This is a genomic window from Roseovarius litorisediminis, from assembly GCF_900172295.1.
In the GTDB taxonomy this organism is placed as follows: Bacteria; Pseudomonadota; Alphaproteobacteria; order Rhodobacterales; family Rhodobacteraceae; genus Roseovarius; species Roseovarius litorisediminis.
The window spans coordinates 1-12,622 of record NZ_FWFL01000010.1 but is presented as its reverse complement, the minus strand read 5'-3'; the positions used below and the strand labels follow the sequence as shown (position 1 = coordinate 12,622).

The following is a 12,622-nucleotide window of genomic DNA, read 5'->3' as shown; positions in this document are numbered from 1 at the left end:
CTGGGCTGAAGTTTGGTGTGCTCCGGAAATTGGATGAAGGCGGTAGTTGCAAGCTTTTGCGCTTTGCTGTTTGGTGAGCCCAGCATTTTTGAGCGTATGAGGGGCACATGGCTGAAGCGCTGGATATCAATTTTGTTCGGGCGCAGTTCCCGGCCTTTCAGGAACCGTCACTGCAGGGGCAGGCTTTTTTTGAGAATGCGGGTGGCTCTTATACCTGTGCGCCGGTGATCGCCCGGCTGGAGCGGTACTACCGCCAGCGCAAGGTTCAGCCTTACGGGCCTTATGAGGCATCGCGTCTGGCGGGTGAAGAAATGGACGAGGCCCGCAGCCGGTTGGCGGCGCTGCTTGGGGTGGCCACTGACGAACTGAGCTTTGGGCCATCTACAACACAGAATACCTATGTTCTGGCGCAGGCCTTCCGGCAGTGGCTGAATCAGGGCGATGCCATCATCGTGACGGATCAGGACCACGAGGCCAATTCCGGCCCGTGGCGGCGACTGGCGGCCGAAGGGATTGAAATTCGCGAATGGCAAATCAACCCCGAGACCGGATTGCTGGATCTGGACGATCTTGAAGCTCTGCTGGACGAAAGCGTGCGGCTGGTGTGTTTCCCGCATTGTTCAAACGTGGTGGGGGCGGTCAACCCGGTGGTCGAGATCACCGCAGCCGCCCACGCGGCGGGTGCGTTTGTATGCGTTGACGGCGTAAGCTATGCCCCGCATGGTCTGCCTGATGTGGGTAACATGGGGCCGGATATTTACCTGTTTTCAGCCTATAAAACCTATGGGCCCCATCAGGGTATCATGGTTATCCGGCGCGAGCTGGGCGATCTGCTTCCCAATCAGGCACATTATTTCAACGAAGGCACCCTATATAAACGCTTCGCCCCGGCAGGGCCGGATCACGCACAGGTAGCCGCCAGCGCGGGAATGGCCGATTACATTGACACGCTGGCCAACCATCACGGGATCAGCGGTACGGCGACTGCATGTGCTCAGGGTGTGCATGACCTGATGCGCGCGCATGAAGAGGCACTTTTGCAACCCGTGCTGGATTATCTGAGCGTCCGCAATTCGGTGCGTCTGATCGGGCCGAGCGAGGCCGGGGCACGTGCGCCGACAGTGGCAGTAGCGCTGGACCGACCGGGCGATGAGGCGGCGGCTGATCTGGCACAGCACGGTATCATGGCAGGAGGCGGTGATTTCTATGCGGTGCGCCCGCTGAAGGCCCTGGGGGTGGACCTTGAAAAAGGCGTGCTGCGCCTGAGTTTTGTTCATTATACCAATCAGGGCGAAGTTGATCAGTTATTGAACGCTCTGGATGACATTCTTTGATCTGATTCACGCCTCCGGTCGTAATTGATTGGAAAAGAGAGGCAGATCATGAACGAACAGACCCCCACGATTCTGTGGTTACGCCGCGATCTGCGGCTTGGCGATCATCCAGCCCTGCGCGCGGCCTGCGCGCGCGGCGGGCCGGTGATACCGGTTTTCATTCTTGATGACGGGGTCGAGGCCTTGGGGGCTGCACCAAAATGGCGGTTGGGGCTGTCGCTGGAGACCCTTGGCAAGGCGTTGGCCCGCGCGGGCAGTCGCTTGGTCCTGCGGCGGGGCGACGCGCATGAGGTTCTGAAATCGCTTGTGGCCAAGACCGGGGCGGGGGCGGTGTACTGGTCAAGGTTATACGACCCGGCGTCGATTGAGCGCGACAAGGCGATCAAGGCTGATTTGACCGCAACAGGTGTCGACGCGCGTAGTTTCGCAGGCCATCTGCTGTTTGAGCCCTGGACCGTCGAGACCAAGACCGGCGGCTATTACAAGGTCTATACTCCGATGTGGAATGCCGTGAGGGGGCGCGATGTGGCCACGCCTGAAGCCGCGCCAAAACACATTCCCGTACCGGAAAACTGGCCCGAGAGTGAAGAACTTTCAGATTGGCAAATGGGGGCTGCAATGCAACGCGGGGCCGAAGTGTGTCTGCCCCACCAGCAGATCGGTGAAGTACGTGCGCAGGCGCGGCTGGCAGACTTCGTTGACGACGCCATTGGCGGCTACAGCGAGGCGCGTAATCTACCCGGTGTCGAGGGCACCTCGGGCCTGTCGGAGAATCTGACGCTTGGCGAAATTTCACCGCGCCAATGCTGGCATGCCGGGCAACGTGCGCGGCACGAGGGGGCAAAGGGGGCCGAAACCTGGCTGAAAGAACTGGTGTGGCGCGAGTTTGCCTATCATCTCATGTATCACACACCGCATATCCTGACCGACAACTGGCGCCGGGAATGGGATAGCTTCGCCTGGAACGAGGATGCATCGCACCCGCATGTGGTTGCCTGGCAACAGGGGCGCACGGGGGTGCCGTTTGTAGATGCGGCCATGCGCGAAATGTATGTAACCGGGCGTATGCACAACCGGGCGCGGATGATCGTGGCCAGTTACCTGACCAAGCACCTGATGACGCATTGGAAAATCGGACAGCGCTGGTTCGAGGATTGCCTGACCGACTGGGACCCGGCCAGCAACGCCATGGGCTGGCAATGGGCCGCCGGATCGGGTCCGGATGCCGCGCCGTATTTCAGGGTGTTCAATCCAGAAACGCAGTTGAAAAAGTTCGACCCCGATGGCGTCTATTCCCGTCGCTGGATTGCCGAGGGGCAGATCAGCCCGGCACGCACTGCAATTTCTTATTTTGAGGCGATCCCGCGCCGCTGGCGCATGACCGCGGAGGATACTTACCCCGCCCCGGTGGTGGCGCTGGACGAGGGCCGCAAGCGGGCCTTGGCGGCCTATCAGGCCCGTGGATTCTGAAAACAAACAAAAAAATCTTGCCGAAACGGGGGGGATAGTCCTAGCTTTGGATAAATAGCTTGGGGGGTGCAGACATGATCCTGACCGATACGACCGGCCAGACCAGGCTGCCGCGTTATTTTGCGCAAGTTTTTGAGACCACCAAAAAGATCAACAACGGGCGTCTTGATTTTGTCATGCCGGACGGCCGCGTATTTCGTGCTCAAGGCCGCAATCCGGGGCCGGTGGCGGAACTGGTCGTTCACAACCCCGACAGTTTTGCCCGGCTGATGCGCGAAGGCGATCTGGGGTTTTGCGATGCCTATCTGGAGGGGTGGTGGAGCACACCTGATTTGCAGGCGCTGATGGATTTTGTCCACACCGACAACGAAGCCGTTTATGACGGCTTTCCGGGCATGGGGTTGGTGCGGATCTATGAGCGGATGCGTCATTGGTTGCGCGGCAATTCGAAACGACAGGCGAAGAAGAACATCAGCTATCACTATGATCTGGGCAATGAATTCTATCGTCTTTGGTTGGACGATACGATGACCTATTCCAGTGCGCTGTTCGAGACCGGGCAGGAAAGTCTGGAAGGGGCCCAGACCGCCAAATATGCAAGCATGGTGGATCAGATGGGGGTAAAGCCCGGAGAACATGTGCTGGAGATTGGCTGTGGTTGGGGCGGGTTTGCCGAATATGCCGCGAAAGAGCGCGGTTTGCGGGTGACGGGGTTGACGATCAGCCGTGAACAACTGGCCTATGCCCGCGACAGGATTGCGCGGGCCGGGCTGTCGGACATGGTTGAGCTGAAGCTGCAGGATTACCGGGACGAGCGCGGGGTCTATGACGGGATTGCCAGCATCGAGATGTTCGAGGCAGTGGGTGAAAAATACTGGCCATCCTACTTTGAAACCGTCCGGGAACGTTTGCGGCCGGGGGCACGGGCCACGTTACAGATCATTACAGTGCAGGATCGCCGCTGGGAGGTTTACAAACGAGGCGTGGATTTCATCCAGAAATACATTTTTCCCGGCGGTATGCTGCCCAGCCCGACGGTGTTGCGGGCCGAAATAGAAAAAGCGGGGCTGCAGGTCGCCCGGTCGATCGAATTTGGTGAAAGTTACAGTCAGACACTGCGCCGCTGGCATAATAACTTCAATTCAAAATGGGACAGCATTGCGCAACTGGGCTTTGACGAACGGTTTCGACGGATGTGGAATTTCTACCTGACCTCTTGTGCGGGCGCCTTTCATGGGGGTAACTGCGATGTAACCCAGATCACAATCGCAAGGCCAAGATAGATGCCCCAGACAGACCGCATGCCAACCATGGCCAAGATGTTCGCCGCCGCTTGTCTGGCCGCCGTCGCATGGGTCGGGTCAGAAATGTTTCGCCCGCTGATGCCGCCTGATACGGCTTTTGGCTGGTTTAACGAAGTAAACGTGGTGCTGGGCCTGCTGTGCGGTTGGGTTGTCACTGGCTCGCGCGTGGGGAACGGTATTTCCGAGGCAATTGGGGCCGGGCTGACGGGGGTGGCCGCTTTGATTTTCTGGGCGTTGTTCGTACATAGCTTCAACGAAATGCTGGGCCGTGCGCTGGATCGTCGCTACGAAGGGCCGGTCGAAGCGCTTGTGTCGGTTTTCGAACTGGGCGTTGAATATGGCGCCTATATGCTGAATGGCCCTTTTATTGGTTTTTTGGTGGCTGGCGGGATTGTCACCGGACTTGTTGCCGAATGGGTCTCGCACCGCTGGTCATGATCTGATGACACCAGTATTTCTGTGCGGACCGATGGGCTTGCCCGGTTTGATACGGGATATTTGCGGCCCCATGGCACAGGCGCTTGCGCCCGTGCCGGCAGAAGTGCAGGGCTATCGGTTGAGTTCCCGGGAAGATTGCTGGTTTCCGATGCTTTTGGCAGCACAGGGGGGCAGGGTGGCAGGCATTTTGCTGTCGCAAGTCCCCCCGGATGTGATGGAACGACTGACTTATTTTGCTGCCGGCTTGCAGCACTTTCCAACTGCGACAGACGTCGTTGTTGAGGGTCGCATCATAAAGGCACAGGTGTTTTTGGCAGGCAGAACGGACACCGGTTTTGACGCGGCGTGGGATGCGCAGGCCTGGCAGGCACGATGGGAGCCCCTGGCCCGTGATGCGGTTCGGGAAATGATGGGGCATCAAGGACGGTTTTCTGCAGCAGAGCTGCCTCAGCGATTGCCAATGATCCTGTCGCGGGCCGCCGCGCGGCAGGCTGCGGCCATGGGTGCGCCAAGGGCGGTTCGCAGCGATATGTCCCATGCCATGGTGGAAGATATCTCTGAGACCACATGCCATGCTGGGTTTTTTCTAACGCGGGAGCACCGGCTGCGCCATCCGCGGTTTGATGGAACGATGAGCACGCCTGTGACGCGTGAGGTATTTGTCGCCACCGATGCCGCGATTGTTCTGCCTTATGATGCCCGGCGCGACCGGGTTTTGCTGGTCGAGCAGTTTCGCATGGGCCCCTATGGGCGAGGTGATCAGTATCCCTGGATGCTGGAGCCGGTGGCCGGGCGCGTCGATCCGGGTGAAACACCCGAGCAAACCGCACGGCGCGAATGTGTAGAAGAGGCGGGGCTGATCCTGCACGGATTAGAGCATATCGCCAGCTATTACTGCTCGCCGGGGTGCTCAACCGAGTATTTCCACACCTATCTGGGTCTGTGCGATCTGCCCGACAAGAGCCGCGGAAAAGGCGGTCTGGACAGCGAAGACGAAGATATCAGAACACATGTTCTAAACTTTGACGACGCATTACGGCTATGTTCCAGCGGTGAAGCTGACAACGGGCCGCTTATCCTTAGTTTGATCTGGTTGAAAGCTGAACGCGAAAGGCTGCGTGCAGTTGCTTGAGTTCCCCCTGTCTTCGCACTAAGTCTGATTGGAAATCTGATCACAGGAGCGCGCGAAATGCAGTTTGCAAAGGATCTGGCCGAGGCCGTTGGCAATACCCCCCTGATCCGGCTGCGCCGGGCCAGTGAGCAGACCGGCTGCGAGATTCTTGGGAAATGCGAATTTCTGAACCCCGGGCAATCGGTCAAGGACCGGGCGGCACTTTACATCATTCGTGATGCGATCGCCCGCGGCGAGTTGCAGCCGGGAGGCACAATTGTCGAAGGGACAGCGGGCAACACAGGCATTGGCCTGGCCCTGGTCGGAGCTTCCTTGGGATTCAAGACAGTGATCGTTATCCCGGAAACCCAGAGTCAGGAAAAGAAGGATATGCTCCGGCTGGCAGGGGCTGATCTGGTGCAGGTGCCTGCAGCACCTTATTCGAATCCGAATAATTTTGTGCGTTATTCCGAAAGATTGGCTGAAAAACTTTCCAAATCCGAACCAAACGGTGCAATCTGGGCCAATCAGTTCGACAACGTCGCCAACCGCCAGGCACATATTGAAACCACGGGCCCCGAAATCTGGGAGCAGACCGGCGGCAAGGTAGATGGTTTCATTTGCGCGGTCGGGTCGGGCGGGACGTTGGCCGGTGTGGGCATGGCACTGCAGCCAAGGGGCGTGAAAATCGGCATTGCTGACCCGATGGGCGCCAAACTGTATTCCTATTACACAACCGGTCAGCTCGACTCTGAAGGTGGGTCGATTGCAGAAGGTATCGGGCAGGTCAGGATCACCGCCAACCTGGAGGGGTTCACACCCGATTTCGCGTGCCAGGTGCCCGATGAAGAAGCATTGCCAATCGTTTTTGATTTGCTCGAGCATGAAGGGCTGTGCATGGGAGCCTCGAGCGGTGTGAATATCGCAGGGGCGATACGCATGGCCCGCGAAATGGGTCCCGGACACACGATTGTAACGGTTCTGTGCGACTATGGTACGCGCTATCAGTCGAAGCTGTTCAATCCTGAATTCCTGCGTGAAAAAGGTCTGCCGACACCCGGTTGGCTGGACCAGGCGCCACGCTCGATCCCTGGGGTGTTCGCAGAGTGATATATTTTCTGCGTCTTGTATGTCTGGTCTTTTCACTGACCTTTGTTGCTGGCGTCGGGATCACCTACGCCCCTGCACCAGCTTTGGCGCAACCCAATGCCGTCGCTGTCGACTATAAGGCGTGGGAAAAGACAGCGGCCCGCGCCGACGAAGCCATCAGCGCCGGGCGTGCGTCAAGCATGGCTCTGGACGAACTACGCAACGAGATAAGCAACTGGCGACAGCAGTTTCTTGATGCGCAAAGTGCAAACAGCAATGCCATCGCAACAGTTCAGGACCAGCTGAAGTCACTGGGGCCCGTGCCGGAAGACGGTAATGAAGCCGCTGACATCGCTGCCCAGCGGGAAGAGCTGAACCGGCGGCTGTCGCAGTTGCTGGCACCGGTCAAAACCGCTGAGCTGGCCCATAGCCGGGCTGAGGGGCTGATCCGTGGAATCGATCAGATCATTCGGGATCGCCAAACCCAACAATTGCTGGAATTCGGACCTTCGCCCCTGAATCCAGTGCACTGGCCAGCCGGAGTCAAAGCCCTTTTCGACACTTTAACGGTTTTGCAGGACGAGTTTGTTGGTGCCTGGAAGAATCCTGTCCTCCGTAAAGAGGCAACCGGCAACGCTCCGAAGGTGTTGATCTGGCTGCTGGTGGGGCTTGTTCTGGTGGCGCGCGGGCGCCGCTGGAGTTCACGCCTGGTGAAGCGGATTCTGAAGGACGAGACCAGCTGTGGCCGCTGGATTGTCGCGTTTATCGTGTCGCTGGGGCAGTTGTTTCTGCCGTACGCCGGAACCTACGCTATGATTGAGGCGGTTTATGCCTCCGGGATGGTGGGGTTGCGTACCGATATTCTGTTATCGGCGCTGCTGCCTGCGGCATTTATTTTCCTGCTGGCGCGTTGGCTGGCGCAACGGATCTTCCCGGTTTACGAATTGCGGACACCGCCGCTGAATCTGAATGCAGAGAACCGCTATTCCGGCCGCGTGTACGGCGCGCTTCTGGGGTTGGTCGTAGCAACGTTTTTCCTGCTCAAGCGGGTTTCAGAGGTGTCGGGTTGGTCCGAGGCCGCGACCAATGTGGTACTGTTCCCTGTCATGGTGGTTGCGGGACTGTTGCTGCTTCGGCTTGCCAATCTTCTGCTTTTGCACAGCCGGGCCCGCATCACCGAAGATCAAACCGAGGAAACCTTTCGGGACCGCATTGCACGGCTTTTGTCACGTGCGCTGATGGTGCTGGCCGTAGTGGCGCCCTCGCTGGCGGCAATTGGGTATTTCGAGGCGGCAAAATCGCTGATGTTGCCCTCGCTTCTGTCGCTTTTGCTGATCGCCGCGCTGTTGGTTCTGCACCGTCTGGTTACCGAGGTTTATGTACTGCTGACCGGAAACAAAGAGGCCGCCGCCGAGTCGCTGATCCCGGTTTTGGCCGGTTTCATGCTGGTGCTGTTGTCGCTGCCGGTCTTTGCCCTGCTATGGGGCGCGCGTGTGGCGCAGCTGACCGAGCTGTGGACCCGTTTTACCGAAGGTGTCTACATTGGGGGCACCCGGATATCCCCGGCCATATTCATCACTCTCGCAATCGTATTTATCATCGGTTATCTGGTCACGCGGCTTGTGCAAGGCGCGTTGAAAAACTCGGTGCTGCCCAAGACAAAAATGGACGCCGGAGGGCGCAATGCGGTTGTATCCGGTGTAGGCTACCTTGGTATTTTCCTGTCTGCACTCATTGCTATCACCAGCGCAGGGATTGATCTGAGCTCACTGGCGATTGTTGCAGGGGCATTGTCGGTCGGGATCGGCTTTGGCCTGCAGAATATCGTGTCGAACTTTGTCAGCGGTATTATCCTTCTGATCGAGCGCCCGATATCTGAAGGCGACTGGATTGAGGTCGGTGGGCAGCACGGCTATGTGCGTGATATCTCGGTACGTTCAACCCGGATTGAAACCTTTGATCGTACCGATGTGATTGTCCCTAACGCGGACCTTATCAGCGGCACTGTCACCAACTATACCCGCGGCAACACGGTCGGCCGGGTAATTGTGCCGGTTGGCGTCGCCTATGGCACGGACACACGCAAAGTTGAAAGTATTTTGCGAGAGGTCGCCGAAGCGCATCCAATGGTATTGGCCCATCCGGCCCCCAATGTGGTGTTTGTTGCCCTGGGTGCCAGCTCACTGGATTTTGAAATACGCGCAATTCTGCGCGATGTGAATTGGGTATTGAACGTACATTCGGACATGAACCACGAAATTGTCCGCCGCTTTGCCGAGGAAGGTATCGAAATTCCGTTTGCCCAAAGCGATATCTGGATCCGTAACCCCGAGGCCCTGACCGGCAGCAAACCGGCGCAGCCAGCGCCAGCGGCTGCGCCGGCTTCGCAATCTACGTCAGAGCAGAAACCATTCCAGGATTCTGACGATGGCGACAGCGACGCAGATCCTGACCGATGACCGACCTGCTGTTTCGCGAAGATGCCTATCAGGCCGAGGCCGAGGGCAGGGTGATCGGGCATACGCCCGAAGGCGGCGTGCTGCTGGACCGGTCGGTTTTTTATCCAACAGGCGGCGGACAACCCGGCGACAACGGCAGCATTTCATGGGATGGGCGCACCCTGGCAGTGGCCACAACTGTGAAAACCCAGGATGACCAGGTTGCCCTCGTCCCGGCCGAGCCGCTGCCATTGCCCCCTCTGGGTGCGATTGTCTTGCAGCGTTTGGACTGGGACAGGCGCTATCGTCATATGCGGGTGCATACGGCGCTGCATCTGTTGTCAGTTGTGATCCCGTTGCCGGTTACCGGTGGCGCAATCGGGGTGGACAAGGGGCGGCTGGATTTCGCCATGCCCGAAGCTCCCGAGAATAAGGATGCGCTGGACACTCAGCTGAACGCGTTGATCGACCGTGATCTGCAGGTTACTGAAGAGTGGATCACCGATGAAGCTTTGCGCGCCAATACGGGCCTGGTCAAAACCATGTCGGTCATGCCGCCGATGGGGTCGGGCCGGATCCGGCTGGTGCGCATCGGGCAGGGGGCGGACCAGGTGGATCTGCAGCCCTGTGGCGGTACCCATGTCGCCCGCACGGGAGAGATTGGCCGGGTGCGTCTGGGTAAGGTGGAGAACAAGGGCCGCCAGAACCGCCGCGTGCATCTGCATCTGGATGTGTGACCGCATCGCGCAGATTGGGTGAATTCAGGCTTGCATTGACTGGTCTGATCCGGCACAAGCGCCCGCACGGAGCGGTGGCCGAGTGGTCGAAGGCGCACGCCTGGAAAGTGTGTAGGCGGGAGACCGTCTCCAGGGTTCGAATCCCTGTCGCTCCGCCATGATACTTTTTTTACTGATATCAATGGGTCGCTTTGGGCGGCTTTTTTTCTTTGTTTTATTGGCCATAGTGGCCTTTCATCTTTGCATTGGCTTTCTTTCGATATTGCCTGTATCCTTACCTTGAGTGGTATGGAATGTGGTATTTTACATGGCCCTGACTGGAAAGCTGACAAAGAAACTGGTCGAGAATCTCGGTCCCGGTCGGCATGGCGACGGCAACGGGCTTTATCTTGTTGTGGACCCGTCGGGCGCGCGGCGCTGGATCGTGCGGGTGGTGGTCAAGGGTCAGAAGAACAAGAAGGGCGCGCCGCTCCGCACGGATTTTGGTTTGGGCGGGGCTGATATTGTTACGCTCAATCAGGCGCGCGAACGGGCGCTGGAATACCGGCGCATGGCCAAACAGGGGTTGAACCCGCGTTTTAATGCCCGCCAAGAAATTCCAACTTTTGAAGAAGTCGCGCAACAGGTTCATATTGAACGCCTGCCGACGTGGAAAAACGCCAAGCACGGGGCGCAATGGATCAACACCTTGCGCGACTACGCGTTTCCCAAAATCGGGCGGATGCCCGTCGATAGCATTGGTCAGCCTGAGGTGCTGATGTGCCTGTCGCCGATCTGGACAGACAAGCACGAAACCGCGCGACGGTTGGCGCAACGGATCAAGATCGTGCTGGACATGGCCAAGTCGAAAGGGTTTCGCTCTGGCGAAAATCCGGTGACGGCCATCAAGGAAGCTCAGGTCTTGCCAAAGGTGAAGGCCAAGCCAAAGCACCACAAGGCGATGGCCTGGCAGGATGTGCCAGCCTTCTATGCCGATCTGAAATCCCGCAATGCAATGGCCGCCAAGGCGCTGATGTTTACCTGCCTGACCGGATCACGCACGGGCGAGGTTCTGGGCGCGCGATGGGACGAGATCGACGTTGAGACAAGATTGTGGACCTGTCCCGCCGTTCGCATGAAAACCGGGGAGGATCACCGGGTGCCGCTGACGGATGAAATGCTGTCAATCATCGAGCCGCTGCGTGCCATGCAATCGGACTATGTGTTTGAAGGTCAGAAGCGCCACAAGCCGCTTTCGAATATGTCTATGCTGATGCTGCTGCGCCGTATGCAGGTTGAAGGTGTCACCGTGCATGGCTTCCGCTCGACGTTCCGTGATTGGGCCTCTGAGGTCGCCAATGCGCCGCGTGAGGTGGCAGAAATGAGTTTGGCCCATACCGTCGGCTCCAATGTAGAACGGGCCTATGCGCGGTCGGATTTGCTGGAAAAGCGGCGGGCTTTGATGGAGCGATGGTCGAATTACGTTTCAGGAGCGTTGGGTGATGTTGTTGCGCTTCGAGGCAAAAATGTGAGTTACTAAAGAAACGTAGAAAGTAGCAGGGTGGTCCCGACTTTATGCCTGACGTCACGGCACAAAAAGTAGACGAAGCCGTTCGGGCCTTTCTCGAACGCATGTTCCCGAATTCAAACCAGATGATCTTAGGCCGTGCCTATCTTGATCTTCGGCGGCTGAATCTGCACGATTCCAAAGGCGAATTTCAAGACGAGCTAAAGCTCGTTGCGAAGTCAGGCAACGATCTTTTCAACCTGTATAAGAGTATGTTGGCTCAAGGCGACGTATCTGTCGCGAACGCGCGCCGCATGCCGCTGGAATTTATGCTTAAAGCGGTGGAGAGAAATAAGGCAGCCGGAACTCCGAAAGACGCGCTAAATCTTGCCATGCAGAACGCGCGCGGCGTCGATTACTGGCGATTTTCGATGCTGTTTGTCTTTGATCTTTATCTGAGCTTTTCTGCGCGCCTGATTGAACTTGAAGAGCAAAAAACCTTGTTTTGGTCCTCTCAAGGGCGTCCTCCAGACCACTATGCAAGGACCATGGCACTTCGGTTTGCGAAACTATTTGCGAAGCAGTTAAAGCGCGCCCCGACCGTGGGCACTTCAAGCGACGGGGATCATCCATCGACAGAGTACGGACGCGGCCTTCAAGAACTGTTTGAAATCCTGGAAATAGATACCGGCTTCAGACTTCCGGGCGAATGGGCAGTGGCCCAGATCAAATATGGTGATGTTCAAAAACCCTTTGCTTTCAGTCTGTCGAAACCCGGCTTGATGCCAAACTTGCTGAATTGGCAACGCAATAAATCCCAAGAATAGGCCAACTTTCTGCATTTCCAAGTCCGTTTCCCGACGTCCGCAATCCGGCCATGATTGAAGTCCAACGAAACCTTATGGAAATCAACCATGGCAAACCTATTCGAGCAAAACCGAAACTACGTCCTTGGCGACAGCGAACTTGATCTGATCGGCGACCGGGACAAGCTGGCGCAATGGCGTCACAAGAACATGGGTCCGGCATTCTACAAGCTGGGCCGCAAGATCATCTATCGCGGTGAAGACCTCAACGCATGGGCCGAATGTCCGTCGTCAGGGTTTTTGGCACCAAAGGCGGCTTAAACTAAGAGAGTTTTCGGCTCATCTGGTTGATTGCATTATGCGGCACGTTGTCTGTGATGCAAGCGTCGCGCGTCGATGGTCTTTCGTT

General features: G+C 57.7%; 11 protein-coding genes and 1 tRNA gene. All 12 read left to right on the top strand.

All coding sequences use genetic code 11. The features are described 5' to 3' along the window. Positions 1 to 107 precede the first annotated feature (107 nt). The 12 genes from PEL8287_RS16460 (at position 108) to PEL8287_RS16405 (ending at position 12,534) form a co-directional block, all read left to right on the top strand. Complete coding sequence (locus tag PEL8287_RS16460) at positions 108 to 1,334, top strand: aminotransferase class V-fold PLP-dependent enzyme (RefSeq protein ID WP_085893537.1); 1,227 nt, start codon at positions 108 to 110, stop codon at positions 1,332 to 1,334. 48 nt (positions 1,335 to 1,382) lie between these two features. Beyond that, the gene (locus tag PEL8287_RS16455) at positions 1,383 to 2,804 is read left to right on the top strand and encodes a cryptochrome/photolyase family protein (protein WP_085893536.1); all 1,422 of its coding nucleotides are present in this window, start codon (positions 1,383 to 1,385) and stop codon (positions 2,802 to 2,804) included. A gap of 74 nt (positions 2,805 to 2,878) precedes the next feature. Then, on the top strand, positions 2,879 to 4,087 hold the full coding sequence (locus PEL8287_RS16450; RefSeq protein ID WP_085893535.1) for an SAM-dependent methyltransferase: 1,209 nt from the start codon (positions 2,879 to 2,881) through the stop codon (positions 4,085 to 4,087). Continuing rightward, positions 4,088 to 4,546 carry a TrgA family protein gene (locus tag PEL8287_RS16445; protein WP_085893534.1) on the top strand — a complete coding sequence of 153 codons (459 nt, stop codon included), beginning with the start codon at positions 4,088 to 4,090 and terminating at the stop codon, positions 4,544 to 4,546. It begins immediately after the preceding gene. A gap of 4 nt (positions 4,547 to 4,550) precedes the next feature. Beyond that, positions 4,551 to 5,678, top strand: coding sequence for an NUDIX domain-containing protein (locus PEL8287_RS16440; RefSeq protein ID WP_085893533.1), 1,128 nt, complete (start codon positions 4,551 to 4,553; stop codon positions 5,676 to 5,678). Positions 5,679 to 5,735: 57 nt separating this feature from the next. Then, the gene (locus PEL8287_RS16435) at positions 5,736 to 6,767 is read left to right on the top strand and encodes a cysteine synthase A (protein WP_085893532.1); all 1,032 of its coding nucleotides are present in this window, start codon (positions 5,736 to 5,738) and stop codon (positions 6,765 to 6,767) included. Then, positions 6,764 to 9,205, top strand: a complete 2,442-nt coding sequence (locus PEL8287_RS16430) for a DUF3772 domain-containing protein (protein WP_235862324.1) — start codon at positions 6,764 to 6,766, stop codon at positions 9,203 to 9,205. The genes PEL8287_RS16435 and PEL8287_RS16430 overlap by 4 nt, the downstream gene beginning before the upstream one ends. Continuing rightward, positions 9,202 to 9,921 (top strand): alanyl-tRNA editing protein, encoded by a 720-nt coding sequence (locus tag PEL8287_RS16425; RefSeq protein ID WP_085893531.1) that lies wholly within the window; start codon positions 9,202 to 9,204, stop codon positions 9,919 to 9,921. Before PEL8287_RS16430 ends, PEL8287_RS16425 begins: the two co-directional genes overlap by 4 nt. A 68-nt stretch (positions 9,922 to 9,989) precedes the next feature. Further along, positions 9,990 to 10,079 (top strand) — tRNA-Ser (locus PEL8287_RS16420). 149 nt (positions 10,080 to 10,228) lie between these two features. Then, positions 10,229 to 11,440 carry a tyrosine-type recombinase/integrase gene (locus tag PEL8287_RS16415; protein WP_085893530.1) on the top strand — a complete coding sequence of 404 codons (1,212 nt, stop codon included), beginning with the start codon at positions 10,229 to 10,231 and terminating at the stop codon, positions 11,438 to 11,440. Positions 11,441 to 11,475: 35 nt separating this feature from the next. Further along, positions 11,476 to 12,234 carry a hypothetical protein gene (locus tag PEL8287_RS16410; RefSeq protein ID WP_085893529.1) on the top strand — a complete coding sequence of 253 codons (759 nt, stop codon included), beginning with the start codon at positions 11,476 to 11,478 and terminating at the stop codon, positions 12,232 to 12,234. A gap of 87 nt (positions 12,235 to 12,321) precedes the next feature. Next, positions 12,322 to 12,534 (top strand): MerR family transcriptional regulator, encoded by a 213-nt coding sequence (locus PEL8287_RS16405; RefSeq protein WP_085893528.1) that lies wholly within the window; start codon positions 12,322 to 12,324, stop codon positions 12,532 to 12,534. Positions 12,535 to 12,622 lie beyond the last annotated feature (88 nt).